This is a genomic window from Pseudarthrobacter sp. GQ63 (genome assembly GCF_059758765.1).
This window is the reverse complement of sequence record NZ_JCAXEF010000007.1, coordinates 41,004-66,766: the sequence shown is the minus strand read 5'-3', so window position 1 is coordinate 66,766 and position 25,763 is coordinate 41,004. Positions and strand designations below refer to the sequence as shown.

Below are 25,763 nucleotides of genomic sequence, written 5' to 3'. Positions count from 1 at the left end.
CGGCCCTCCGGATTTCGGAGGTGCCTGTTGCGAAGGGCGTGCCGGCCCGGCGAACGGAATTCTGGTTTATGCGGCGGCGAGTTCCTCGACCGTGGCCTTCTCGCGGGCCTCGGTCAGGTACCGCGCATAGGCGGGCAGGGTGAGGAAGGACGGGAAGTCCTGGGCCATGGTGACCTCCTCGAAGATGTCGCGGGCGTCTTCGAAACGGTCGCCGTCAAAGCGTTCCAGCCGCGCGAATTCCTCGTCCAGGAGTTCCTCGATCCAGTGGTGGGTGACGATTTCCCCGCGGTCCGTGATGGCGCTGGCGAACATCCACTGCCAGAGCTGCGAGCGGGAGATTTCCGCGGTGGCGGCGTCTTCCATGAGGTTGTGGATGGCCACTGCGCCGTTGCCGCGGAGCCAGGATTCGATGTAGCGGATGCCCACTTCGATATTGTTGCGGATGCCCTGCTCGGTGATGGTGCCGGTGGTGGCGGCAACGTCGATGAGGGCGCGGTCGTCCGGGACCACGTCCTCGCGGCTGCGGTCCAGCTGGTTGGGCTTGTTGCCCAGGATGCTGTCGAAAACTTCGCGGCACACCGGCACCAGGTCCGGGTGGGCCACCCACGAGCCGTCGAAACCGTCGTTGGCCTCACGGGTCTTGTCAGCACGGACCTTCTCCAGGGCGTTGGCGTTGGCGGCTTCGTCCTTGCGGTTGGGGACAGCTGCCGCCATGCCGCCAATGGCCATGGCGCCGCGCTTGTGGCAGGCACGGACCAGCTGTTCGGTGTAGGCGCGCATGAACGGCTGGGTCATGGTCACCTGGCTGCGGTCCGGGAGGACGAAGCGGGGGCCGCGGGTGCGGAAGTTCTTGATCAGGGAGAAGATGTAGTCCCAGCGGCCGGCGTTAAGTCCGGCGGCGTGGTCCCGCAGTTCGTAGAGGATCTCTTCCATTTCGAAGGCTGCGGTGATGGTTTCGATCAGCACGGTGGCGCGGATGGTGCCCTGCGGGATGCCGAGCAGGTCCTGGGCCAGGATGAAGATGTCGTTCCACAGGCGGGCTTCGAGGTGGTTCTCGATTTTCGGCAGGTAGAAGTACGGGCCCTTGCCCTGGGCCAGGAGGCGGCGGGCGTTGTGGAAGAAGAACAGGCCGAAGTCCACGATGCCGCCGGCGATGGGTTCGCCGTCGATCAGCATGTGCTTCTCGGGCAGGTGCCAGCCGCGGGGGCGGACCACGATGGTGGGCAGGTCACCTGCGGGGCGGAGCTTGTACTCCTTGCCCTCGGGGGAGGTGAAGTCGATGCGCCGCTCCAGGGCATCGGTGAGGTTCAGCTGGCCCTTGATGACATTCCGCCACGTAGGGGTGGAGGAGTCCTCCATGTCAGCGAGCCACACCTTGGCCCCGGAGTTCAGGGCGTTGATGGTCATCTTCTTGTCCACCGGACCGGTGATTTCCACGCGGCGGTCCTCCAGCCCCGGGGCCGGGGGAGCGACGCGCCAGGACGGATCGTTGCGGATCTCCTCGGTTTCGCGGAGGAACCGCGGGTCCTGCCCGGATGCGATCTCCGCCCGCCGCGTCCTGCGTGCCTGCAGCAGTTCCTGCCGCCGCGCCGCGGTGGCCCGGTGAAGTTTTGCGACAAACTCCAACGCATCCGGAGTAAGAACCTCATTCTGCCGGCAAATGGGCTGCGCAGTGAGTGTGATTCCGTTGATCGTGAAGCTGTCTGTGAAGGTGTTCATTTCTGTCTCCTGGTGCAAGGCCCATCTGGGTAGCAGTAAGTGTCGTTTTGAGCCTTCAAAACGACACTTACTGCTACTTACTTGGGAAAGATTTAGTGGAACTGGCCCTCTTCGGTCGATCCGACCAGTGCGAGGGTGGATGCGTTCGGGTTGAGCGCAGTGGCGATGTCGTCGAAGTAGCCGGTGCCGACTTCGCGCTGGTGCTTGGTTGCGGTGTAGCCGCGGGATTCGGAGGCGAATTCCTTCTCCTGGAGCTCGACGTAGGCGCTCATGCCTTCACGGGCGTAGCCGTGGGCGAGGTCGAACATCGAGTAGTTCAGGGCGTGGAAGCCGGCCAGGGTGATGAACTGGAACGTGAAGCCCATGGCGCCGAGTTCACGCTGGAACTTGGCGATGGTGGCGTCGTCCAGGTGCTTGCGCCAGTTGAACGACGGCGAGCAGTTGTAGGAGAGCATCTGGTCCGGGAACTCGGCCTTGACGGCCTCGGCGAACTTGCGGGCAAGTTCGAGGTCCGGGGTGCCCGTTTCCATCCAGATGAGGTCGGAGTACGGGGCGTAGGCCTTGGCGCGGGCGATGCAGGGTTCGATGCCGTTGCGGACCTTGTAGAATCCTTCGGCGGTGCGCTCGCCAGTGATGAATTCCTGGTCGCGCTCGTCGACGTCGGAGGTGATCAGCGTGGCTGCCTCGGCGTCGGTGCGGGCGATGACGACGGACGGGGTGCCGGCGACGTCGGCTGCGAGGCGGGCCGCGTTCAGGGTGCGGACGTGCTGCTGGGTGGGGATGAGCACCTTGCCGCCGAGGTGGCCGCACTTCTTCTCGGACGCGAGCTGGTCCTCCCAGTGAACGCCTGAGGCGCCGGCCTGGATCATGGACTTCATGAGCTCGTAGGCGTTGAGCGGCCCACCGAAGCCTGCTTCGGCGTCGGCAACAATGGGGACCATCCAGTCCTCGACGGTCTGCACGCCCTCGGAGAATTCGATCTGGTCCGCCCGCAGCAGTGCGTTGTTGATCCGGCGGACCACGGTGGGGACCGAGTTGGCGGGGTAGAGGGACTGGTCCGGGTAGGTGTGGCCGGAGTTGTTGGCGTCCGCGGCGACCTGCCAGCCGGAGAGGTAGATGGCGCGGAGGCCGGCTTTCACCTGCTGCACGGCCTGGTTGCCGGTGAGGGCGCCAAGGGCGTTGGTGTATCCGCCTGTCTTGTGCTCTTCGGTGAGCTGCTTCCACAGCTTCTCCGAGCCGCGGCGGGCCAGGGTGTGCTCTTCGGAGACGCGGCCGCGGAGGCGGACGACGTCGGAAGCCTTGTAGTCCCGGGTCACACCTTCCCAGCGCGGGTTGGCGGCCCACTCGAGCTCCAGGGCGGCGGCCTGCTCTGCGGGCGTCTGCTGGGTGGGCTCAAATGCTGCAGTCATCGTTGATCTCCTTGATTGAGCTCCGGAATCGGTAGGCGGGAACTGCGCCTTTGCAGTTCCCGCCGGCTTCCCGGTGCGGTGTTTCTTTCCGTGATCACTACTTTTCAGCACTTTCAACCGGCTTTCTAGATAAAAAGTATGGAAAGAAATGCACTTCTTCACGTATCCTTCAGAAATGACGCCTGGAAGCTGGAACAGAGAAGTCACGCCGCAAGCACCCTCCGCCGCGTCCGCCGGCCTGGACGTCATCAGCCTCGGCCGGCGGGTCAGGCATCTGCGCAAGCAGGCTGGACTGACCCTCGATGACCTCAGCGCCGCCGTCGGCACGGCGCCCAGCCAACTGAGCCTGATCGAGAACGGAAAGCGGGAACCCAAGCTGGGGCTGCTCCAGCACCTGGCCTCCGCGCTCAACGTCAGCATCGACCAGCTTCTTGGTGCCGAGCCGCCCAGCCGCCGAGCTGCCCTGGAGATCGAGCTGGAACGCTACCAGCGCAGCCCGCTGTACGAGACGCTGAACCTGCCCAAAATCCGCATCAGTTCGCGGCTTCCGCTGGATGTGCTGGAGGCCCAGGTGGGCCTGCTGCATGAGCTGGAACGCAAGATGAACGAGCAGGTGGCCACCCCAGAGGAAGCCCGCCGGGCGAATGGCGAACTGCGGGCGATGATGCGTGAACGCGGCAACTATTTCCCGGAGTACGAGGCCGAGGCGCAGAAGGTCCTTAAGGCCGTGGGCTACACCGCCGGTCCGCTCAGTCAGCACGTCATCGCGGACATTGCCGAGAATCTTGGATTCACGCTCCACCACGTGGGTGACCTGCCGCATTCAACGCGGTCCGTGACCGACCTGAAGAACCGCAGAATTTACCTCACCCAGAACCAGCGGACGGACCATGACCCCCGGTCGGTGCTGTTGCAGGCGCTGGGCCACTACGTCCTGGGCCATGAAACCCCGAAGAATTACGGCGACTTCCTGGCCCAGCGCGTGGCAACGAACTATTTTGCCGCCGCGCTCCTGCTGCCCGAGCACGCCACCATGGAATTCCTGCACAAGGCCAAGGCCGCCAAGGAGATCGCGGTGGAAGACATCCGCGATGCTTTTGCCGTGTCCTACGAAACGGCCGCCCACCGGTTTACCAACCTGGCCACCCAGCACCTGGGCATCACCACGCACTTCCAGAAGACCCACCAGAGCGGGATCATCTACAAGGCCTACGAGAACGACGGCGTGGCGTTCCCCCAGGACCACACCGGCGCCATCGAGGGCCAGCCGTCATGCAAGGCGTGGACGTCCCGGGCAGTGTTCGACGTCCCGGACAAATTCAGTGCCTACAGTCAGTACACCGACACGCCCTCGGGGACTTACTGGTGCACCGCCCGCACCGAACGCTCCGCCACCGGGGAGTTTTCGCTGAGCATCGGGGTCCCGTACCAGCACGTGAAATGGTTCCGGGGGCGGGAGACGACGGCAAGGGCCAAGTCCACCTGCCCGGATCCAAACTGCTGCAAGCGACCGCCAGCCGAGCTTGCGTCGCACTGGGCCGGTAATGCATGGCCTTCCGCGCGTGCCCATTCGCACCTGCTGGCCGCAATGCCGCCCGGGGCCTTCCCCGGTGTGGACGAGACCGAGGTGTACAGCTTCCTTCAGGCGCACTCGGGGAGCTAGCCAGCGGGGGCAGTCGTGGCGACGTTAGCCGTCTCCGCGCCGCCGGGTGCCGAGCGCATGTCCAGGCAGATGATGTCCGTCAGGATGCCGTTTACTGCCCGGTACGATTCCGGCTTGCCGGACCACCGGCCGGAATCGTGGAGAAAGCGCAGGAACGTCGTCAGCGAATAGGTGGCCACGATGCCTTCATAGACGGTATGGATGATGAGGGACGCCAATCTTGCTGCGACCTCGGCCGGGTCGAGGGCAGTGATGGAACGCTTTTCATCAAACTCAGGGTAGAAGCGGAAGAAGAGCTTGAGGCTCGCCAGCACCTCTTCCACGTCTGTGCTGAAGGGGCGCTGGACGTACCAGCAGATGAAGGCCGGGGCCAAGGTTTCCAACTCCCGGACGTTGCCCGATGAAGGGGTGGCCACTTGCGGCGCGGAGGCTTTGAACGGGTCACCTGGTTGGTTCCGCACATGATTCGTTCGTGCCGCCTGCCTTCCCTGCTTTCTTGCCACCTTGATCCTCATCTCGCTTGCTGTTTCTGATTAGCTCAAACGTAGGGAGGCAGCATCCCGCACCGCCAGAACATAAAAGCTGTATGTGGAAAGCCCGGAAGCCGGGCCCTGCGGGCGACCTTGTGATAGGGCGTCCCGGGTTTTCTTGCGTTAAATGAGAGACCGTCCGGCGGTGCGGCGTCCCGCGGGCGGGAGACCAAATCGAGTGCAAAGCGTGACCCTGCCGGCATCGTCCCGCACCGCCGTCGCTGTTTCACTGGGAGGAGGCGGATTCCCGCCCGCGGCATGCCGGGAGGCAACAGAGGTGTTTCGTTTTCAGCGGATGATTGCGTTGGGTGCTGTGATGGGACTGGCAGGGTGTGGGGCGCCAGCCCCGCCGCCGGCGCCCCCGGAACTCCTCACGGCCGAAGGCGTCGAGCGGGTCTCGGTGGACCGGGCAGACTACGCTGCCGAAATGCGCTCCTTCCGGGCCTCCGCGCTTTTCCTCGGCGAAGCGTTGCTGGCCGACGGCGGCGACGGCGCAAACGGGAATGTGGTGTCCTCGCCCGGGAGCCTCCTGATTGCCCTCGCCATGCTCCGTTCAGGTGCCACCGGTAAGACCGCGGAGGAGATGGACAGCGTCCTGCAATTCCCTGCGGAGAAGCGCGATGAGGCCATGAATTCGGTCCTCCGCTCGCTCGAAAAGTTTGACGGCGACCCTGGTGCAGTGGATGAGGACAACCCGCCGCGGAAGCCGGTCATGCACCCGGCCAACGGGCTGTTCGTAGATAGGGACGTGCCTACCCGGCAGTCCTTCCTGGACACGCTGGCCCGGCACTATGGAACCGGCGTGTATCCCGTGGATTTCAGCGATGAGGGTGCAACCAAGCCTGCCATCGATGCCTGGGTGAACAGGAACACCGGCGGCAGGATCAAGGAAGCCCCGGCGGAGTACAGCCCCAACAACACTTTCAGCCTGCTCAACTCGTTGTACTTCGCCTCTGCCTGGAGCACACCGTTCGATCCGAACGCCACCTCTGACCTGCCCTTCACCACAGCCTCGGGGGAGGAAATCGACGTGCCAGCCATGCACAACGAACTCACGATGAAATATGCGGAAGGCACCGGCTGGCAGGGTGTGGATCTTCCCTATGCCGAAGGTTTCGTCATGCGGCTGGTCCTGCCCGCAGGGAAATCCGCTCCCGACGGCACGGCCGCCCCTGTGGCGTTCGACGCGGAGAAACTTGCGCAAGTCGCGGACACGTTTGATACCGCCCGGCCCGCGTCAGTCCAGATCCAGCTGCCCCGCTGGGACCACAAGTCCAGTTTTGATCTCCGCAAGGTCTTCGAGGCGCTGGGGCTGGAGAACATGCTCGGCACCACGGAGGACTTCAACGATATCCAGCCGCAGATGATGATTAGCCAGGCCGCCCAGGCTGCCAACATCACGGTGGCCGAAAAGGGCACCATTGCCGCCGCTGTGACCCAGATCAACGGAGAGGCCACCAGCACTCCACCGGAGCCCGAGCGGACCATCGAGTTCGACCGGCCGTTCCACTACCAGATCGTTCACGGCGAAACTGGCCTGCCACTGTTCATGGGAACTGTGGCCGATCCCAGGTGAATGAACGTCGTGGGATAGGCCCGCCGCCGTCCCTCCCAGACGACGCTCCATCAGCTAATGCAGGAAAAGACGGAACCCTCTCGCGCACAGTGCAAGAGGGTTCCGGAAAAACGCGCTTTAAGTGAGAGAGCGTCCGAGGTTGGACGGCGGGCTAGCGGGCGCCGCCCTGCCACAGCGCATCAAACGGGGCGCCGGAGGCCACGCGGTTCCGGATCCCCGCGGTGACAAACTCCTTGGCGGTGCGGGCTGCATCGAGCGGTGATGCCCCCTTGGCAAGTTCGGCAGTCACTGCGGCAGCCAGCGAGCAGCCGGCACCGGAAACGGCCACCTCGCCCACCTTGGGAGCGCTCAGGACTTCCAGGGTTTCACCGTCGTAGAAGACGTCGACGGCGTCCGGGCCTTCCAGCCGCACGCCACCCTTTGCGAGCACGGCTGCGCCGCTGAGATCGTGGATGCGGATGGCGGCGGCCTTGAGGGACTCGACGTCGGTGATTTCCAGGCCGGACAGCGACTCGGCCTCGAAGTGGTTGGGCGTGACAAAGGTGGCCAGCGGCAGGATCTGCGCCTTGAGGGCCTGGTCCGTATCAAGGGCATGCCCCGGCTCCTGGCCCTTGCAGATCAGGACCGGGTCAAGGACAACGTTCCCGAACCTGTTTCCGCCCAGGGCATCGGCCACCGTGGCGATGGTGGCGGGGCTTCCCAGCATCCCGATCTTGACGGTGTCCAGCACCGGCCGGCCGGGCACGGACTGCCCATCCGGCGCCGGACCGTAGGCCGCCGTGGTCGCCTCCAGCTGGTCCGCGATGACCTGCTGGTCCACCGGGACAAAGCGGTGGTTCCAGTCGTCGTTCGGGTTGAACGAGACGATGCAGGTCAGGTTGGCGATGCCAAAGACGCCGAGCTCCTGGAACGTCTTCAGGTCGGCCTGGGCGCCGGCGCCGCCAGTGGCTTCGGAACCGGCGATGGTCAGGACGACGGCGGGAGTGTCAGCGGGGGACTGGACATCAAGGGAAGCGGAAGTCATGGCACCATCCTGCCATCCGGCGTCGAATGCCCGCTTTGTGGTCCTGTACAGCATGTGGCCGTGCTGCTGGTCAGGGTTCCAAGGCCGCGCCGGGGCCAAAAGCCACTCGGCGCGGCCGGCTCATGCGCCCCTGGCAATCTGCAGAAGCGCTCGGCCCAGTTCGGGCTGGCTGTAGACGAAGCCCGCGTCCAGCAGTTTCTCCGGCTGGACCCAGCGGCTCTTCAGGACCAGTTCCGTCTCAGTCCGGATCAGGATGGCACCCAGCCGCAGCAGCCAGGCCGGAGTGGGGATGCCGAACCTGGCTCGATAGGCCCGGCGGACCATGCGCATCAGCTCGCGGTTGTCCACCACATCCGGAGACGCCACATTCACGGGGCCGGTGAGGTCCTTCCGGGCATGTACGAAGCGCACGCACCGGTAGAGGTCTTCCACGTGGATCCAGCTGAATTTCTGCGTACCGGGCCCCATCCGGCCGCCCAGGCCAAGCCGGGCCAGGATGGCGAAGGGCCGCAGTGCTCCTCCTCCCGGGCCCAGGACGATGGAGATCCGCAACGGGACCTTGCGCGTCCCCGGGGTGACAGCGGCTGCAAGTTCGGACTCCCACGCGCGGGCAACATCCACCGAAAATCCCGTGCCCAGTTCGCCGTCACGTTCGGTTTGCGGGCCATCCATGGCATGCCGGTAGATGGTGCCGGTGCTCGCATTGAGCCAGGTCGACGGCGGCTGCCGGCACAGTGCGATGGCACGGCCAAGTGCCGCTGTAGTGGAAACGCGGGACTCCCGTATGGCGGCCTTGTTCCTGGCGCTGTAGCGGCAGGATACGGAGCGTCCGGCGAGGTTCACTAATAGCTCCGCACCGTCCAGCACCTGGGCCAGGTGGGCGTCGTCGTCATCCCACGTGGCCGACGGCGACCCCCTGGCGCCTTTGCGGCCAATGGTGCGAACCCTCCAGCCGTCCTTCTCGAACCGGGCCCGGAAATATTTGCCGATGAATCCGGAAGCTCCGGCCAGTACCACCGTTCTGGTGCCGCTCATGGTCCCCCCACTGTGTTGTTTCGGTCTTCAGCCGCGGATGCTGCGGCTCAGGCTCAGGAAATCGTCCAGGATCCTGCCGACACCGGGAACCCTGGCCAATGAGAGTCCCCGTGTGATCAGCGGGACGGCGCCGTCCACCAGGCGCCTGGTCCGCTGCTGCCCGTCGGAGGTGTCGTAGACCCAGAAGAGGGTGACAGCCATGTAGAAAAGCCACAGCAGTTCCGGGAGATCGGACCTGAGCTTTTTCGGTGCCGGCGGTTTCGCGGCCTCAACCGCCGTGCGGAAGATGTCCAGCGACGCTTCGCGGGCCGCCGTTGACCCTGCGGCGAAGGGATTGACCGGGGACGTCGGGCGGATGGCGGTGGCTATGAAATCGCCGCCGAACCGGTGGTAGGGGGCCATGGCGTCCAGGCCCGTGTGAAGGGTGGCCCTAAGCCGGCTGGTGAGGTCGGCAGCGTCCTTGAGCGCTTCGGCGGCCCTGGCCGCGTGCTCAGCCTGGACCTGCAGATACAGCTCCTGGACCAGATCGTCCTTGGACGCGAAGTAGTAATAGGCGTTCCCCACCGAGACGCCCGCCTCCGCTGCGATGGCGCGCATGGTGGTTTTGGCGAAGCCGATCTCCCGGAACATCCGCAGGGCGACGCCGGCCACCAGCTGGCGCGTCTGCTCGCTCTTTGCGGTCATGGGCTTCCCTTGGATTTGAATGTGTTCAAGAAAAATACCCCAGATTTGAACGCGTTCAGATTGGGGCCATCACGCTGCCGCACGGCAGCCTCCCGCGCAGTGGGAGAATTGGGGGACAGTGCTAATACAGCCGGTGTTCCCGCTCCCCGGGCACCGAGCGAACCACTACGAACGGACCTCCGCCATGACCCCTGTTTCAGGCCACCACGCCCTTCCCCAGGACACCCCAGTTCCGGACCGTCCACGGTTCGCCTCGATCGGCTCCCCGTACTTCGGCATCATGCTGGCGATCATGGCGGTGGTGCTGATCCTGTCCAACATCGGGGGGTCCAAGGGAGTGGCCATCGGGCCGATCATCACCGACGGCGGCTTCTTTCTTTTCCCGCTGGCGTACATCCTGGGCGACGTCATCAGCGAGGTCTACGGCTTCAAGGTGGCACGCAAAGCCATCCTCACCACCTTCGGGCTGTCCGTCTTCGCATCGCTCTGCTACTGGGCAATCATCGCCCTGCCCGGATTCGACGACGAGTTCGGAACGTCCAAGCAGGCAGCCCTGGAAGGCGCCCTCGGTCCCGTTCCGCAGATCGTGCTGGCGTCGCTGCTGGCGTTCCTGGCCGGGCAGACCATCAACTCCTGGATCATGGTGCGGATGAAGGCACGCTCCGGCGAGAAGTCCCTGTGGGCCCGCATCATGGGCTCCTCGGTGGCCGGCGAGTTAGTGGACACGGTGATCTTCTGCAGCATCGCCGCCTCGGTCATCGGAATCACCGACGCCGCAACCTTTGTGAACTACGTGGTGGTGGGCTTTGTGTACAAGACCCTGGTGGAGTTCATCCTGGTCCCCGTCACGTCGCTGGTGATCCGCTGGGTGAAGAAGCGCGAACCGAGCTACGGGGCCCCGACGGCAGCGGTGACGAACGCAGCGTAGCCGCCGCCCGTCGTCGTGTCTTCCAGATGCGGCGAGATCGCCGGAAAGCTGCAGGCCCGCCGGAATGCACCGGCGAGCTCATCCCGTTCCGGCGATTCCGGCGACGGCTGCCCGGCGGCTGTGAGGGTCGGGCAGGTCAGGAGTAGTACTGCCCCAAGGTCTCCGCCTTGAAATCGAAAAAGGTCCCGTCCTCGATGGCCAGGCGGGCGTCATCCACCATCTTCACCACGAAGCGTTCGTTGTGGATGGAGATCAGCGTGGCGGAGAGCATCTCCTTTGCCTTGAAGAGGTGGTGGATGTAGGCCCGCGAGTAGTTGGTGCAGGCGTAGCAGTCGCAGCCGTCCTGGAGCGGGCCGAAATCGCGCTTGTACTTGGCGCCGGAGAGGTTGAAACGTCCCTGCGGCGTGTAGAAGGCGGAGTTGCGGGCCACCCGGGTGGGGGAGACGCAGTCGAAGGTGTCGGCGCCGTTCTCGATGGCCGTGAAGATGTCGTCCGGTTCCGAGATGCCCAGCAGGTGGCGCGGCTTGTCCTCGGGCAGTTCCTCGTTGCACCACCTGACGATGGTGCCCAGGTTCTCCTTCTCAAGTGCCCCGCCGATGCCGAATCCGTCGAACGGCATGGCGCCGAGGTCCCGGCACGCCTTGCGGCGCAGGTCCTCGTACTGCGCACCCTGGATCACGCCGAACAGGGCCTGGTACGGCTTGCCCGCCCGGGACGAGGTCAGCCGGAAGTGTTCCTCGATGCAGCGCAACGCCCACAGGCGGGTGCGCTCGAGGGATTCCTCCTGGTACCTGCGGGAGTTCTGCAGGGTGGTGAGCTCATCGAAGGCGAACATGATGTCCGCGCCGATCTGGTGCTGCACCTGCATGGAGATCTCGGGGGAGAACCGGTGCCTGTCGCCATTGAGGTGGCTCTTGAACCACACGCCGTCGTCGTCAATGTGGGCCAGGCGTTCCTTTCCGGGGGCGACGGCGTCGTCCGGCCCGGAGGCATCCACGGCTTTCATGTCGATGACCTTCTTGAACCCCGAGCCCAGGCTCATCACCTGGAATCCGCCCGAGTCCGTGAACGTGGGCCCGGACCAGTTCATGAACGCGCCAAGGCCGCCTGCCTCGTCCAGGATGTCCGCGCCGGGCTGCAGGTACAGGTGGTAGGCGTTGGCCAGCACAGCCTGCGCGCCCAGGTCCGCCACGGCTTCGGGCAGCACTGCCTTGACGGTGGCTTTGGTTCCGACGGCGATGAACGCGGGGGTCCGGATCTCACCGTGCGGCGTGGAGATGGTCCCGGTCCGTCCCAGGAACTGGCCGCCGTTGGAAGCCACCTGGGCAGCGGTCGGCGGGCAGTTCTCGCTGAGCCGGGTGCCCACCCGGAAGGAGAATTCCGACTGCCGGTCCGCCGCGGCGCCGGCTGCAGTCCGCGGGGCCGCATCCGTCAGGGCCGTTTCAGCCGCGGCGGCAGGGAAGGGAGCTGGGGCAGGGTTGGCTGGCACCGTACAAGTGTGCCAGCATTCTGCCCCGTCCCCGCAACCTCACCGGCAACGGCCCGGCAACCGAGGCGGTCAGCTGACCGGTTCGGACGCGGAGTAGTTCTCAGCCCGCCAGGCATCCCAGGAGGAGCGCACCGATTCGAGCCTTGCGGCGCCCAGGTCGTAGGTGGAAACGATGACCAGGGAGCCTTCACCTTCCTCGCGCACGTCCTTGATCGCCGGATGGTCGGCCACCACCAGGAGTCCCTCCCCATGCTCGGCATAGTTGTGGACAGTGAGTCCAACCTGGTGGCTGGTCCGGTACCAGACCTTGCCGTTGATCTCCTCGCCGGTCCCCAGCTTCACTTGGTAGTTTTCTCCCGGCGCCGGGAGATCCGAAAGCCCGAGCTTTTCGATCGCGGAGCCCTGCCCCTCGGTGAGGTGCAGGAACAGGGTGTGGCGTTTGCCGTGCGGATGGCGTTCCAGGGCGAAGCGGAGCTGCTGCAGGAACGTGAGCCAGCCCTGGGTGATGTCCTCGTCCCAGGCAGCCCATTCGGAGTCGTGGTCCAGCGCGCCGCGCGTCACGCTGACCTGCGTTCCGTTGGGCACGGGTTTCAGCTCGAAGACGTCCCCGCCATGGACGGTCAGGCTTGTGTGGTCCGGTGACTCCTCAACATCGCCGGAGAAGTAGATCTCCTTGATCTCGGAGTCCAGGTCCTCTGCCTGCCAGCCATGCCACTGGGCTACTTTGGACGGTTCACGCAGCATGGTCCAGACCTGCGGCGCGTCGGCGTTGATCACTACGCTGAGATTGTTCGTCATAGCCCCGAATGTACAACTCCGGCACGGCGCCGGGTAGGGGCAAATTACCCAACCAGGCACCGTACCGGCGGGAGGGGTCCGACGTCAGGCGCGGACGGCCTCAAGCTCATTGCTGATGCGCCGCTCCAGCTCGACCATCCCGATGGTTTCGGAGCCGCCGTGGGCCCGCAGGAACAGCAGGGACTCGAGCCGCAGCAGCCGCCATTCGCGTTCGGCGTCATGGTTCGAGTTGTCGATGGAGCGGAAAATTTCCTTGTCGTACAGGTTGGGCTCATTGAGCGAGCGCTGCCGTACCTTGGCGGCCATCCTGGCCTTGAACGGGTCCGTCTCCTGGTTTTCCGGGGTCCGGATCAGCTTCTCGTACACCTCGGCCCGTTCCGACTGGCCGTTCTGGCGGCAGATGTAACTGGAGAGCGCCAGGGATGCTTCCACGGATGACCACCGGCCGGGATTCCCGTCGAAGGGAAGGACGTTGAGGAGGTCGGCCACCGCCAGTGAGCCATCGGCGTCCTTGAGGGTGATGAACAGCTCATGGGCGAGGTCGCTCAGGTCCTTCAGGCAGCTGCCGGACTTGAAGTTGACGCCCTTGGCCAGCCGGTCGGACAGCAACAGGACGCCCATCGCGTCGGGATGGGCCTCCGCGGCAGCTTCCACAACGGACTCCGGGGTACCCTGCGGCGCTGGAATCAGGGCCAGGTCCTCTTCGCTGGGTCCGCTGAGGGCCGGCGGGACCGGAGGAAGGGGAGGCACGACGACGGCGGGAGCCGCCGCCGCGGGCGCCGCCTCTTCGCGGAGCTGCCTGGGCTGCTCCTGCACTGCGTCTTGCCCTGCCTTCTGCCCTGAGTCCTGCGCAGGGCGGGCTGCCCGCGGAAGCTGGGTGACGGCGTCAGGGTTTCCGTCCACCACCGTCACGGTGGTGCCCACCGCGATGCGCAGGGTTCCGCCGCCGGTAAGGCTGGCGAGCACCAGTGCGGGGGCTCCGAAGTCGTCCCGCTCCAGCTCGACCTGGCGGACTTCCGCCGTGCGCCCGCCGTCGGGCAGGACGATGTGGGTGCCGGTGGTCAGAGATCCAGCCTGCTGTTCAAGATGGTGCCTGGCGGCTGGTGTTTCGGTCATGGGAGTCCTTAAGTTCTCTTGCGGTCCGCCCTACAGTCTACAAAGGCGGGCACCTAAAATCGGGGACCCCCAGGTTCCGGCGTGAGTGTCAGAAGCCAACGCCGGCAAAGGCCAGCGCCTGGCGGATGAGGCTGCCGCGGCCGCCCACGAACTCCATCTGGACGCCGGGGCTGAGGACTTCCTCGGGGGTCATCCAGGTCAGTTCCAGGGCGTCCTGGCGGGGCTCGCATTCGCCCGTGACCGGGATGACGTAGGCCAGGGCCACGGCGTGTTGCCGCTCGTCCGTGAAACCGGTCTGGGACGGTGCGGGAAAGTATTCCGCCACGGTGAAGGGCACCGGGCTGATGGGGAGCTGAGGGAACGCCAGGGGTCCCAGGTCCTTTTCCATATGCCGCAGCAGGGCAGCGCGGATGGTCTCGCGGTAGATGACGCGGCCCGAGACCAGGGACCGGACCATGGTCCCGTCCTCGTCGGCCTGGAGCAGGGTTCCCACCTCATTGACGAAGCCCAGCGGGTCCAACCTGACCGGCACAGCCTCCACATAGACCATGGGCAGCCGCCCGCGTGCCTCAAAGAGGTCTTCTTCGGAGAGCCAGCCGGGATTCGGGTCAGGGGTGCGCACGTTCATGGTTAAGTTCTACCCCATGGGACGCCGCGTGACGGGTGGAACTCAGCTGCCGGCGGAATGCGTCGGTTCATCCGGCCTTCCCGTGGAGGTCCTGTCACGCGTGACGCTGGGAGATCCAGAGCGTCGCCGGCACGTGCCCAGCTGCCCCGGTCCCGGCATCGGGGTTGGCAACGTGGAGGGTGCGCCCGAAGGCTTCCTCCGTGATGCTGGCCTGGATGTCCGCCGAGGCGAGGCGTTCCCGCAAAGGCTCCAGCCCGCCGTCGTACTCAAAACCCAAGCCGGAACGCGGTGCTCCCGAGGCCGGACGGACCATCAGGACTCCGCCGTTCTTGGCGGTGAAGTCGGCGGTGTCGTCCTGGTCCGGAACCGGGCGCGGCCGCGCGCCTACCTGCTGCAGGGTGCGGGAGGCAGACGCGGGGTCCTCCGTGAACCAGACCCCGACGACGGCCAGGGCAGGATCGGCGTCGGCGCACTGGGCGCCGTGGGCGGCTTCGTCCGCAAGGAAGCTGAAACCGTCGGGAGCCGTGATCCGGCAGGCGTCGCCATGGTCCGCGGCGACCAGCTCTGCGGGTGAGGTCCCGTCTTCCGCAGCAGCCAGGTTGGTGCGCCGGGCGAACTCTGCGAGGTCTCCCACCTCCACTGCCAGCGCGGTGCTGCCGTCTTCCGCGGCCCCCTCGGGGACGGCGTGGAGGGCCAGGCGTCCCAGCCCGGCGTCGAAAACCTGCCAGCCGGCGTCGTTCTCGGTCCGGACCATGCCCAGGGCGGTGAGGAGCCTGCCCCAGGAATCCAGCCTGGACGTGAAGTGAAGGGGGCGCACACGGAGCATCTTGGTTTCCTTTTCCTCGGTATCCAGGGACCTCTAGGCCCATGATGCCACGGCACCGGCGCCTGTGGAGAGGGGCTGCCGTGGTGCCGTGATGCGGGGGCAGAATAGGGGCATGGCCATTGAACTTGAGGAGCTGCTGCTGCCGGACGCGGCGGCGTGGCGCAGCTGGCTGGAGGCAAACCACAGGACCAGCCCCGGGGTGTGGCTGGTCCTGCACAAGAAGGGCGGAAACGTCACGGAACTGGATTACGCAGCGGCGCTGGATGAGGCCCTGTGCTTTGGCTGGATCGATGGCCAGGCGCGCCGCCGTGATGAGCAGACGTCGCTCCAGCGGATGACACCGCGCCGGTCCCGGAGCCCGTGGTCTGCCAGGAACGTCGGCCATGTGGCCCGGCTGGACGCGGCAGGCCGGATGACCGATGCCGGCTGGGCAGCTGTGAACGCGGCGAAGGCCGACGGCCGCTGGGACAATGCGTACGGCGGCCAGGCGGTGGCTGAAGTTCCAGCTGACCTGGCGGCGGCCATCGCCGCGGTTCCCGCCGCCCAGGCGATGTTCGATGTCCTCACGGGGACAAACCGGTTTGCAATGATTTACCGGGTCAACTCCGCTGTCCGGCCTGCCACCCGCGAGAAGAGGATCGCCGAATTCGTGGAGATGCTGGCGCGCGGAGAATCGCTGTACCCGCAGAAGAAGCGGCCCGGCGGCGTGAACTGACCGCGCGGGCAATGGATCCGGGAATCCGTGCCGGGTTGGGTTCCTGCCGGACATGCCTGTAAAATTGACGGTTCACTTGCACAAGTGCCGTTCCCCTGCTGGGGAGCGGCACTTGTGCGTTCAGCGACGGATCGAAGACCATGCCCCGAAAAATCCTCGGACCTGTACTCCCTGCCCTTAAACGCCGGCCCCTGATCTGGGTGGTTGCCGCCGTGGCCGCTGCCCTGGTCCTGGTGGTTTCCCTGGTGCTTGCCGGAAACGTCCGGACGGGGCCGGCCGCCGTTGCCGGCCGTGTTTTGGACGGTGTTGCGTCGGCGCAGGCAACGGCCAGGGATGCCACGGGCAGCTACGCGACGCTGTGGCTGGAGGGCGGCGACTCCACGCTTGTGGACCGTGGGCGTGCACTCGACGCTGAGGGTGCGGAGGATGTGCGGAGCATTGAATGCGGTGCGGGCTGGCTGGCCGGAACGCGCGTGGACGGCAAGGTTTTCCTGCGAAGCAGCGCGGCCCCGGACATGGTTGAGGATGCTGCTGCGGCGCGCCTTCCTGACTGCATCAGCGCCGAGGCACGCGATGCCCTGCTGGCTGACCTCGGCGTGGACCGGACGTGGCCCGAGCCGGCTGCGGCCCGCTTCGAGCCGCCCGCGGGGGAGTACCGCCCCGCCTACCACCTCACCCCGGACCAGCGCTGGATGAACGATCCCCAGAAGCCTTTCTTCCTGGACGGCCAGTGGCACTATTACTACCTGTACAACGCTGATTACCCGGAGGGCAACGGCACCGAGTGGTTCCACGCCACCAGCACCGACCTGGTCAACTGGAAAAACGAGGGCGTGGCTATTGAGAAGTTCCGCAACGGGCTCGGCGATATCGAGACCGGCACAGCAGTGGTGGATACGGAGGGCACCGCAGGATTCGGCAAGGGAGCCGTGATCGCGGTCCTCACCCAGCAGCATGAAGGCGTCCAGCGGCAGTCGCTGTTCTACTCCACGGACAACGGCTACAGCTTCCGGAACTATGCGGATAATCCGGTGATGGACAACCCGGGCGAAGAACACTGGCGGGATCCCCGCATTGTCCGTGATGACGCCAGCAACCAGTGGCTGATGCTGCTGGCCGAAGGCCACAAAATCGGCTTCTACACGTCCCCGGACCTCAAAGCCTGGACCTATGTTTCGGCTTTTGAGCGCGACGGACTTGGCATCCTTGAGTGCCCGGACTTCTTCCAGCTCGACGTCGACGGCGATCCGTCCAAACGGACGTGGGTGCTGGCCGCCAGTGCCAATGGCGCGGACGAGGGCCGCACTACCGGGCTGGCGTACTGGACCGGCAGCTTTGACGGAAAGGGCTTCACGCCGGACGGAGACCACCAGTGGCTCGACGGCGGGACGGACTTCTACGCCGCCGTCACCTGGGATGATCCGCGCCTGACGGACGGCCAGCGGAAGGCTTCGCGGCACGCCATCGGCTGGATGAACAACTGGGCGTACGCCCGGGAATTGCCCACCGGGGAGTGGTTCGGGGCGGCCTCCGTGGTGCGTGACATCCGGCTGGTGTCCGACGGCGGGCGTCCGGTTTTGGCCTCGGCGCCCACCCCGGCGCTGGAGTCCTTGGAGGGAAGCCCGGAACGGATCCCCGCCGCCACTGTCCAGGAAGGCACGGGGGAGCCGTTGCCGGCTCCCGACAGCGGTGCGTTCAAGGTGGACCTGGAACTGGAAAAGCCTGCATCCGGCAGTGGTGAAGCGCGCGTCCTCCTGCAAAGCGGCGGCAAGGCCTACGCCACGGTGGGCTACGACTTTGGAACAGGGCAGGCCTTTGTGGTCCGGGACGGGGATTCGGTGGCGCAGGCTGCCGGCGGCCCGGCGGAGGGCTACCGGACGGTGAGCTCGGCCAGTGCCAACACCGACGCGGACACGGTTCAGCTGACCGTCTACATTGACCGGTCCTCCGTGGAAGTGTTCGTGGATGGCGGCCGCGAGACGCTGACGTCGCTGGTTTTCCCGCCGGCGGGGGCCAGGGACGTCCGGCTTGCGGCTTCGGGTGGTGCCGTGGGCATCAGGGGCGGCGCCGTCACGCCGCTTGCCGCCATCCGCTGAGCCGGCCGTCCCGTGGCGAACGTGGGCCTGCGCCTGTGCGCAGGCCCGCTGTTCAGGATTTGAGCGTGTTCAGGGATCGAGCCTGTTCAGGAATCGAGCGGGAATGCCACGCCTTCACCCACCACACGCAGGCACAGCTCCATGCCCGGGCGGGCGATGGACGCGTTCCAGTGCCGGATGGTGATGATCTCGCCGCCGCCGGGGTAGCGGTGGTCCGGACTGGAGGCCAGCTGCGGCGGGACCGAGAGCTTCAGCCGGACAGTGGTTTCCGGACCAAAGTAGTCCGTGTCCACCACCACCCCGCGGATGGCTGCGTCCTCGGCGATCCGGATCTGCTCCGGCCTCAGCATCAGCTGCACGCGGCCCTGCGCCGGCGGCCTGCGGACGGGGATGGCACCCAGGGAACAGGTGGCCAGCGAGCCCTCAAGCCAGGCATCGAGGATGACGGCGTCTCCGAGGAACTCCGCCGTGGCACGGTCTGCGGGGCGGGTGTACACCACGAACGGGTTCCCGATCTGGGCGAGCTTGCCGCCGCGCATCACGGCCACCTGGTCCGCGAAGGACAATGCCTCGGCCTGGTCGTGGGTGACCAGGATTGTGGTGACCCCCGCCTCGTTCAGGACCTTGGCTACGGCACGGCGGGTGGCCACCCTGAGTCCGGCATCGAGTGCTGAGAAAGGCTCATCCAGGAGCATCAGTTCCGGCTCGCGCGCCAGGGCCCGCGCCAGGGCAACCCGCTGCTGCTGGCCGCCGGACAGCTGGTGCGGGCGGCGCTTGGCCATGGCCGGGTCAAGGGACACCATCTCCAGCAACTCACTGATCCGTTCGGCCACTGCCCGCCGGCCGCCCGGCAGGCGGTCCTGGTCCAGCCCGAACGCGATGTTCTTCCCCACGCTCAGGTGAGGGAACAGGGCGCCGTCCTGCGCCACGTACCCAATGTGCCGTTTGTGGGCCGGCACCCACACGCTGTCGCCCGCCACCTTGGCGCCGTTCAGCGCGATGCTGCCCGTGTCCGGGTGCTCAAACCCGGCAATCAGCCGCAGCAGGGTGGTCTTGCCCGATCCGGAGGGTCCCACAATGGCTGTGGTTCCGCCTCTGGCCACGGAAAGGTTGACGCCCTTCAGGACGGCCTGGTTGCCGAAGTTCTTGGTGACGTCGGTGATCTCCAGGTGGCTGTTCGTGGTGGGTGCCACGGACGGTGCCACCCGCGGCTCCGGCAACCTGGAAGGGGCTTGTTCTGTCACTGTCCGGCTACTTTCTTGGACTGCTGGAAGAGGAGGTACGTCATAGGCGCGGAGAGCAGGATCATCAGCAGCGCATACGGGGCGGCACCGGCGTAGTCGATTTCGCTGCTCTTGCTCCAGAATTCGGTGGCCAGAGTGCGCGTTCCGTTGGGGGACAGCAGCAGGGTGGCGGTGAGTTCATTGGCGATGGCCAGGAACACCAGCGCCGCACCGCCTGCGGCCGCCGGCGCCGTAAGCCGCAGGGTGACCCTGATGAAGGACACCAGCGGCGGCTTGCCAAGTGCCTGCGCCGCCTCGTCCAGTTCCTTGGGCGCCTGTGCCAGGCCGGCCCGGAGGTTGACCAGGGCGCGGGGCAGGAACAGCAGCACGTACGCCGCCACCAGCACCCCTGCGGTCTGGTAGATCCCGGGGACCACCCGGATGCTCACCGTGACGAAAGCCAGGCCCACCACGATTCCGGGCAGTGAGCTGGTGATGTAGTTGGAGAGCTCCAGCGACTTGCTGAACCAGCCGGGATGGCGGACAGCAAGATAGGCCATGGGGAACGCCACCACGGTGGTGGCAAGGGCGCCCGCCAGGCCGTAGCCGAGCGTTGTGAGCAGCGCTGGAAGGAACTCGTCCGCGGCCCAGGCTGCCGTTCCGCCGGAAGCCACCCAGCGGAGCACAAAGAACAGGGGCAGGCCGAAAGCCAGTGCCGTGAGCGCCAGCAGGAACGCCTGGGCCGGAAGCTGGTACACGTGCAGCGGCAGGCGCAGCGCCTTGGCCTGCGCTCCGGGGCCGATGCGTGCATACCGTGCAGTACCTCGGCTCCGGACCTCGGCCAGCAGCAGGAGGAGGCAGAAAAACACCAGCACGCTGGCCAGCATGTTCCCTGCCGCCCCGTTGAAGGTCGACTGGTACTGGACCATGATCGCCGTGGTGAACGTATCGAAGCGGATCATGGCGAATGCCCCGTACTCGGCCAGCAGGTGCAGGGCAACCAGGAGCGCGCCGCCGGTCATGGCTATGCGGAGCTGGGGGAGGACCACCCGGAAGAAGGTGCGCCAGGCTCCGAGGCCCAGCGCGGCCGCGGACTGCTCAATGGCCGGGTCCAGCCGGCTGAGGGCGGCGGCGGCGGGAATGTAGACCAGCGGGAAGTAGGACAGGGTCGCAATCAGGACGCCGGAGCCCAGGCCGCCCAGGGAAGGAATGGCGGAAACCCAGGCGTAACTGTTGACGAACGCCGGGATGGCCAGCGGCGCAGCCAGCAGCACGGCCCACGCCCGCGCGCCCCGCAGCGTTGTGCGTTCCACGAGCCAGGCGCCTGCGACCCCCAGGACCAGGCACAGCGGGACGGTGAAGACCATCAGCAGGACGGTGTTCAGCAGCAGTTCGGCCACGCGCGGCCGGAAGATGAGTTCGACGGCGGTGTCCCAGCCCGTTGCCACGGTCATGTAGACCACGTAGCCCAGCGGGACGACCGAAAACAGGGCAATCAGCACCGCCAGGGCGGACACCGCAGAAACGCCGAAAGGCGGGCGGGGGCTGTTGCCCCGGCCCGCCGTCGTCGTGCTCCCCCGTGGGGGAGCCGATAGATCAGGAGTCACGAAATCAGAGGAGTCCTGCCGAGGTCATCAGTTCGGTGACCTTCTCCGAGTTCAGCTTGGCAGGATCCACGGTGGGAGCCTGCAGCTCTGCGATGGGAACGAGCTTCTCGTTCGCGGGAACGTCGGAGGCGATGGCGTACTCGAAGGAGGTGCCGTCCTTCAGGATTTCCTGGCCCTTTTTGCCGGTGACGTACTTCAGGAACTCCTGGGCAGCTTCCTGGTTCTTGGAGGTCTTCAGCACACCGCCGCCGGATACGGACACGAACGCGCCCGGATCCTGGTTCTTGAAGTAGTACGGGGTGACGTTGTTGGAGTTCTCGCCGGTCTTGGCCTGATCGCCGTAGTAGTAGTAGTGGTAGATCAGCGCGGCATCAACTTCGCCGGCGTTGACGGCCTTCATGGCTGTGCTGTTGCCCTTGTAAGCCGTGAAGTTTTCCTTCATGCCCTTGAGCCATTCCTCCGTGGCGGCCTCGCCCTTGAGCTCCAGGAGTGCCGAGACGATGGCCTGGAAGTCGGCGCCGGACGGGGAAGCGGCCCACTTGCCCTTCCACTCCGGGTTGGCCAGGTCCAGCATGGACGTGGGCAGCTGGTCTTCGGTCAGCTTGTTCTTGTCATAGACCAGGACGGTGGAGCGGGCAGCGATGCCGGTCCACTTGCCGGTGGACGGGCGGAACTCCTCAGGCACCTGCGCGATGGTGGCTTCGTCCACGTCCGCAAACAGGTCGGCGTTCTCCACCTGGGTCATGGCCGGGGAGTTCTCCGTCAGGAACACGTCAGCCGGGGATGCTGCGCCTTCCTGGATGATCTGGTTGGAGAGCTCGGTGTCCGAGCCCTGGCGCATGGTCACCTTGATGCCGGTCTCGGCGGTGAAGCCATCGATCCATTCCTTGGTCAGGCTCTCGTGCTGTGCGTTGTACACGGTGATTTCGCCGTTGCCCGCACCAGCGGAGGCGTCGGACGAGCCAGTGGCTGCGGGGGTGGTGCTGCCGCCGCAGGCGGTCAGTCCAAGTGCTGCGGTGGCGGCGAGTGCGAGGCCTGCCAGGGCGCTGTTGCGGATCTTCATGGGGGGACTGCTTTCTGGGGAAACGTCGGGCGGACGGGGTCCTGTTGGGCGTCGGGGAAGGATGCCCACGCTTGGAACTGTAGGGTAGGCAAACCTAAGCAACAAACCAGAAAGCGCTTTAAGTGACGAGGGTCACAACAATTACAGAACTATTGCGTGTCCTAATTACCGGCGTCGCCGGCGCTGCCGGGCAGGGTTGCCGCGGCCTCCAGGACCATCCACGCCTGCAGCTGGGTGGAAAGTTCGACGACGGCCCCCGGCGGGTACGTTTCGCCCGCCGGTTGCGCGGCGTGCTGGGAGAAAACGATGGCGCCGTGGCCCGTGTCCGCAGCCTCACCTGCCTGCACGGTGCGCCTTCCGGACCAGAAGGCCCCAGCCGTTTCTGCCACCAGCCGGGCGGCGGTGGTGCGGGTCTGCGCGGGAAGCCGGCCGTCGGCAGCGGCGAGGGCGAGGTAGCGGCACAGGATGCCGGTGAACAGGCCGCCGTCGCCCGATCCCTCGCAGCGCAGCACCCGGCCCCCGCTGCTGGTCATGGGGCTGCTGGCCACGGCACCGGTGGATGGCGCGCCGCCGGCCGTATGCGCCGGTGAAGGAGCCTGTGGCTGTCCGGTGGGGGATGGGACTGTAAGCAGCCGGTCCACCGCGTCCACCACCATTGCTGCCCGGGCAAGGTCTGCCTCCCCGCCCATTTCCAGGAGGGCGCCCAGCACGGGGCCCTGGTTGTAGGTGTAGACCGTGCGTTCCACCAGCACTTCCCCGGCCGGGCCAAGTCGTGCGCCGTCCAAGTACAGGCCCTGGTCCGGGTCGAAAAGGGTGGCGTCCAGCCAGTCCAGCAGCGCCCGGGCTTTCTGCGGGTGGCCGGTCCGGGCGAAGTGGAGCGCTATGGGCGCCGAGGCCGGGGTGTTCTTGAAATCCCGTTTCTTGCTCCAGAAGGCGCCGCCGTTCAGGTCACCTGTGCAGGCGGCCTCGAACTGGAGGGTAAGGGACCTGCGGACGCGGGCGTTGCGCCGGCGGCCGCGCCTGCGCGCCTCCCCGGCGAGGGTGTCGAGCCGGTGGGTGGCGAGCGCCAGCCAGGCCATGTCGTCGTAATAGCTGTTGACGAAGGTGAAGGCGTTGCGCAGGCGGATTCCCGTAACCAGCCGGGAAGCCAGGCGACCGGCACTGGGGTGTCCGGGGCCGTTGAACCTGGCGGCCGGCGTGGCGCCGTTGGCCAGTTCCCGCCGTCCCGCATCAACCAGGCAGTCAACATAATGTGCCTGCCACCAGTAATGCCAGGGGCCTGCCACCGTTCCCTTGGGGTCCTTGTGCCATGCGGGGGAAGGCCATTTCACGGCCCCCAGGTGGGTGCCCGGCAGGAAGAACAGCCTCCGCCCGAAGAGCGCGGTTACGGACTGTGCAGCCCGGTTGGCTCTAGCGTCCCAGCGGAACGGGTCCTGGCGGGCGGGGGCGGGGTCCAGGCGGGTCATGCTTTCCACCCTAACGCGCGTTCCCCGGCCGGTACCGGCCGGCCGCTGGTGCGGGTTACCGGTATTTCAGTTAACATTCACTAACTAACACCGGGCGGCCGCCAGCCGCTGCGGGCCCGCATCAAGGAGGATGTATGGACGTCAAAGGCGCTATTGCACTGGTGACCGGGGGAGCCTCCGGCTTGGGGGCGGCTACTGCCCGGCGGCTGTTCCGCGACGGCGCTTCCGTGGTGCTGGTCGACCTCCCGTCCTCCGGCGGCGCCGCCCTGGCAGAAGAGCTCAATGCGTCCCGGACTCAAGGGCGGACCGCCGTCTTTTCCCCCGCAGACGTGACGAACGAAGCCCAGGTGCAGGCCGCCGTCGACACCGCCGCCAGCCTGGGGCCGCTGCGCATTGTGGTGAACTGCGCCGGGATCGCCACCCCCGGGAAGGTCCTGGGCAGGGATGGTGTGCTTCCGCTCGAGGCGTTCAACCGCGTCATCCAGGTGAACCTGGTGGGCACCTTCAACGTCCTGCGGCTGGCAGCGGCGGCGATGGTGGCCACGCAGCCGGCCGTTACGGAACTGGGCGGCCCGGAGCGCGGCGTGATTGTCAACACCGCCTCCGTTGCCGCCTTTGAGGGGCAGATCGGCCAGCCCGCCTACGCGGCGTCCAAGGGCGCCGTGGCAGCCATGACCCTGCCGATTGCCCGGGAGCTGGCGCGCTCGCTGGTGCGCGTGGTCACCATCGCGCCCGGCATCTTTGAGACGCCCATGATGGCCGGGCTGCCGCAGGAAGCCCAGGATTCCCTGGGAGCGCAGGTGCCGCATCCCTCCCGGCGCGGCAAACCCGGCGAGTACGCGGCCCTCGTGGCGCACATCGTGGAGAACGCCATGCTGAACGGAGAGACCATCCGCCTTGACGGGGCCATCCGGATGGGACCGAAATGATGGGGGCTGACAGGGCGGGGACCGAAACACCGCGGGACAGCATGCCGGACCTGCCCTCAGCGGACTTCTTTGATTTTGAATCCCTGCTGGACCGGACGGAACGGGACAAACTTGCCGAGCTTCGGGAGTTCCTCGCGGCGGAGATCGCCCCCTATGCGGGGGACTGGTGGAACAAGGCCGAGTTCCCGGCGCACATCCTGCCCAAACTGGCTGCCCTGGAACTGAGCACTCCCGCTGAGCGCGGCTACAGCCATCTGTTCGCCGGCCTGGTCATCGCCGAGATGACGCGCGTGGATACGTCGATCGCCACGTTTTTTATGGTCCACCACGACCTGTTCGTCCAGTCGCTCCACGACTTCGGCAGTGAGGACCAGAAGCGGCGGCTGCTGGCCGACGCCTCCAGCCTGCGCATCACCGGTGCCTTTGCCCTCACCGAACCGAACCACGGTTCGGACGTTGCCGGCGGGATGGAGACGCGGGCGCGGCGGATCTCGTCGGCCACCGGAGAGCCGGACGACGGCGGCGACGCCTGGGTGCTGAACGGGGCAAAGCGCTGGATCGGCAACGGGACGTTCTGCGACTACATGCTGGTGTGGGCCCGCGACGAGGCTGACGGGTCCGTGCGCGGTTTTATCGTGGACGCCACCCTGCCGGGCGTCAGCCGGACCCGGATCGACAACAAGATCGCACTGCGGACGGTGCAGAATGCGGACATTGTCCTGGCGGATGTCCACGTGCCCGAGGCAAACCGGTTCGCGAATATCAGCAGTTTCGCCGACACCAGGGAGCTGCTGCGGGGTTCACGAATCATGGTGGCGTGGCAGGCCGTGGGCCAGCAGCTTGCCGCCTTTGACGTCGCCCGGCAGTACGCCGTGGAGCGGCATCAGTTCGGCCGGCCGCTGGCCCAGTTCCAGCTCATCCAGCAGCAGCTGGTGACCATGCTGGGCAACGCCGTGGCCGGTATGGGGATGATGGCCGGGCTTGCCCGGCTGCAGGACGCAGGCGCCGCGGACATGCCGCAGGTGGCACTCGCGAAGTCGTACGTGAGCGCACGGATGCGGGAGACGGTGGCCCTGGGCCGGTCCATCCTGGGTGGCAACGGCATTGTCACCGACTACCGGATGGCGAAGATCTTCTCCGACGCCGAAGCCATCTACACGTACGAAGGGTCATTCGAGATCAACACCTTGATCGCGGGCCGCGCTGTTACCGGAATGTCAGCCATCACCTGACCCAGCC

General features: G+C 66.3%; 22 protein-coding genes. 7 read left to right on the top strand and 15 right to left on the bottom strand.

Annotated features, from left to right (window positions below; all coding sequences use genetic code 11):
* Nucleotides 1–66: 66 nt before the first annotated feature.
* Both aceB and aceA read right to left on the bottom strand, forming a co-directional pair.
* On the bottom strand, nucleotides 67–1,719 hold the full coding sequence (gene aceB / locus AC6CHP_RS12900; RefSeq protein ID WP_498230307.1) for a malate synthase A: 1,653 nt from the start codon (nucleotides 1,717–1,719) through the stop codon (nucleotides 67–69).
* A 92-nt stretch (nucleotides 1,720–1,811) separates the two neighbouring features.
* Nucleotides 1,812–3,128: an isocitrate lyase gene (gene aceA, locus AC6CHP_RS12895; RefSeq protein ID WP_350000772.1), complete on the bottom strand. Its 1,317-nt coding sequence runs from the start codon at nucleotides 3,126–3,128 to the stop codon at nucleotides 1,812–1,814.
* Between the two features lie 148 nt (nucleotides 3,129–3,276).
* Here aceA and AC6CHP_RS12890 point away from each other — a divergent pair, with 148 nt between their 5' ends.
* Nucleotides 3,277–4,791 (top strand): helix-turn-helix domain-containing protein, encoded by a 1,515-nt coding sequence (locus AC6CHP_RS12890; RefSeq protein ID WP_498230304.1) that lies wholly within the window; start codon nucleotides 3,277–3,279, stop codon nucleotides 4,789–4,791.
* On the opposite strand, the gene AC6CHP_RS12885 is transcribed toward AC6CHP_RS12890, so the two are convergent.
* Nucleotides 4,788–5,207 carry a hypothetical protein gene (locus AC6CHP_RS12885; protein ID WP_188731843.1) on the bottom strand — a complete coding sequence of 140 codons (420 nt, stop codon included), beginning with the start codon at nucleotides 5,205–5,207 and terminating at the stop codon, nucleotides 4,788–4,790. The genes AC6CHP_RS12890 and AC6CHP_RS12885 overlap by 4 nt on opposite strands.
* 430 nt (nucleotides 5,208–5,637) lie before the next feature.
* Between AC6CHP_RS12885 and AC6CHP_RS12880 the strand changes: the two genes are divergently transcribed.
* Nucleotides 5,638–6,897: a serpin family protein gene (locus AC6CHP_RS12880; RefSeq protein WP_498230460.1), complete on the top strand. Its 1,260-nt coding sequence runs from the start codon at nucleotides 5,638–5,640 to the stop codon at nucleotides 6,895–6,897.
* A gap of 151 nt (nucleotides 6,898–7,048) precedes the next feature.
* Here AC6CHP_RS12880 and AC6CHP_RS12875 read toward each other — a convergent pair whose 3' ends face one another.
* From AC6CHP_RS12875 to AC6CHP_RS12865, 3 genes are all read right to left on the bottom strand, one after another.
* Nucleotides 7,049–7,921 (bottom strand): hydroxymethylpyrimidine/phosphomethylpyrimidine kinase, encoded by an 873-nt coding sequence (locus tag AC6CHP_RS12875; RefSeq protein ID WP_498230302.1) that lies wholly within the window; start codon nucleotides 7,919–7,921, stop codon nucleotides 7,049–7,051.
* 120 nt (nucleotides 7,922–8,041) lie between these two features.
* Entirely contained in the window at nucleotides 8,042–8,956 is a 915-nt protein-coding gene (locus AC6CHP_RS12870; protein ID WP_498230300.1) for a TIGR01777 family oxidoreductase, read from the bottom strand.
* Nucleotides 8,957–8,983: 27 nt separating this feature from the next.
* Nucleotides 8,984–9,640 (bottom strand): TetR/AcrR family transcriptional regulator, encoded by a 657-nt coding sequence (locus AC6CHP_RS12865; protein WP_498230298.1) that lies wholly within the window; start codon nucleotides 9,638–9,640, stop codon nucleotides 8,984–8,986.
* A 184-nt stretch (nucleotides 9,641–9,824) separates the two neighbouring features.
* Between AC6CHP_RS12865 and AC6CHP_RS12860 the strand changes: the two genes are divergently transcribed.
* Entirely contained in the window at nucleotides 9,825–10,568 is a 744-nt protein-coding gene (locus AC6CHP_RS12860) for a queuosine precursor transporter (protein WP_498230296.1), read from the top strand.
* A 136-nt stretch (nucleotides 10,569–10,704) separates the two neighbouring features.
* Here the strand turns inward: AC6CHP_RS12860 and tgt are convergent, their stop codons facing one another.
* The 5 genes from tgt to AC6CHP_RS12835 all read right to left on the bottom strand — a co-directional run bounded on the left by tgt (nucleotide 10,705) and on the right by AC6CHP_RS12835 (nucleotide 15,425).
* Nucleotides 10,705–12,003: a tRNA guanosine(34) transglycosylase Tgt gene (gene tgt, locus AC6CHP_RS12855; RefSeq protein WP_498230458.1), complete on the bottom strand. Its 1,299-nt coding sequence runs from the start codon at nucleotides 12,001–12,003 to the stop codon at nucleotides 10,705–10,707.
* A 123-nt stretch (nucleotides 12,004–12,126) separates the two neighbouring features.
* On the bottom strand, nucleotides 12,127–12,855 hold the full coding sequence (locus AC6CHP_RS12850; RefSeq protein ID WP_498230294.1) for an SRPBCC family protein: 729 nt from the start codon (nucleotides 12,853–12,855) through the stop codon (nucleotides 12,127–12,129).
* 84 nt (nucleotides 12,856–12,939) lie between these two features.
* On the bottom strand, nucleotides 12,940–13,971 hold the full coding sequence (locus AC6CHP_RS12845) for a DUF6707 family protein (protein WP_377193441.1): 1,032 nt from the start codon (nucleotides 13,969–13,971) through the stop codon (nucleotides 12,940–12,942).
* An 88-nt stretch (nucleotides 13,972–14,059) separates the two neighbouring features.
* Entirely contained in the window at nucleotides 14,060–14,599 is a 540-nt protein-coding gene (locus tag AC6CHP_RS12840; RefSeq protein WP_066273708.1) for an NUDIX hydrolase family protein, read from the bottom strand.
* A 94-nt stretch (nucleotides 14,600–14,693) separates the two neighbouring features.
* A complete protein-coding gene (locus AC6CHP_RS12835) occupies nucleotides 14,694–15,425 on the bottom strand; it encodes a VOC family protein (protein ID WP_498230291.1) in 732 nt (243 codons plus the stop codon).
* Between the two features lie 112 nt (nucleotides 15,426–15,537).
* On the opposite strand from AC6CHP_RS12835, the gene AC6CHP_RS12830 reads away from it, so the two are divergent.
* Entirely contained in the window at nucleotides 15,538–16,140 is a 603-nt protein-coding gene (locus tag AC6CHP_RS12830; protein WP_427116248.1) for a YdeI/OmpD-associated family protein, read from the top strand.
* 140 nt (nucleotides 16,141–16,280) lie between these two features.
* On the top strand, nucleotides 16,281–18,236 hold the full coding sequence (locus AC6CHP_RS12825; protein ID WP_498230289.1) for a glycoside hydrolase family 32 protein: 1,956 nt from the start codon (nucleotides 16,281–16,283) through the stop codon (nucleotides 18,234–18,236).
* An 86-nt stretch (nucleotides 18,237–18,322) separates the two neighbouring features.
* Here AC6CHP_RS12825 and AC6CHP_RS12820 read toward each other — a convergent pair whose 3' ends face one another.
* The 4 genes from AC6CHP_RS12820 to AC6CHP_RS12805 all read right to left on the bottom strand — a co-directional run bounded on the left by AC6CHP_RS12820 (nucleotide 18,323) and on the right by AC6CHP_RS12805 (nucleotide 23,595).
* The gene (locus AC6CHP_RS12820; RefSeq protein ID WP_498230287.1) at nucleotides 18,323–19,480 is read right to left on the bottom strand and encodes an ABC transporter ATP-binding protein; all 1,158 of its coding nucleotides are present in this window, start codon (nucleotides 19,478–19,480) and stop codon (nucleotides 18,323–18,325) included.
* On the bottom strand, nucleotides 19,477–21,066 hold the full coding sequence (locus AC6CHP_RS12815; protein WP_498230285.1) for an ABC transporter permease: 1,590 nt from the start codon (nucleotides 21,064–21,066) through the stop codon (nucleotides 19,477–19,479). Before AC6CHP_RS12815 ends, AC6CHP_RS12820 begins: the two co-directional genes overlap by 4 nt.
* A gap of 4 nt (nucleotides 21,067–21,070) precedes the next feature.
* Nucleotides 21,071–22,129 (bottom strand): iron ABC transporter substrate-binding protein, encoded by a 1,059-nt coding sequence (locus AC6CHP_RS12810; protein WP_188731820.1) that lies wholly within the window; start codon nucleotides 22,127–22,129, stop codon nucleotides 21,071–21,073.
* Between the two features lie 161 nt (nucleotides 22,130–22,290).
* Nucleotides 22,291–23,595, bottom strand: coding sequence for a glycoside hydrolase family 76 protein (locus AC6CHP_RS12805; RefSeq protein WP_498230283.1), 1,305 nt, complete (start codon nucleotides 23,593–23,595; stop codon nucleotides 22,291–22,293).
* A gap of 134 nt (nucleotides 23,596–23,729) precedes the next feature.
* Here AC6CHP_RS12805 and AC6CHP_RS12800 point away from each other — a divergent pair, with 134 nt between their 5' ends.
* Both AC6CHP_RS12800 and AC6CHP_RS12795 read left to right on the top strand, forming a co-directional pair.
* A complete protein-coding gene (locus tag AC6CHP_RS12800) occupies nucleotides 23,730–24,524 on the top strand; it encodes an SDR family NAD(P)-dependent oxidoreductase (protein ID WP_498230281.1) in 795 nt (264 codons plus the stop codon).
* Nucleotides 24,524–25,756 (top strand): acyl-CoA dehydrogenase family protein, encoded by a 1,233-nt coding sequence (locus AC6CHP_RS12795; protein ID WP_498230279.1) that lies wholly within the window; start codon nucleotides 24,524–24,526, stop codon nucleotides 25,754–25,756. Before AC6CHP_RS12800 ends, AC6CHP_RS12795 begins: the two co-directional genes overlap by 1 nt.
* The last annotated feature ends 7 nt before the right edge of the window (nucleotides 25,757–25,763 follow it).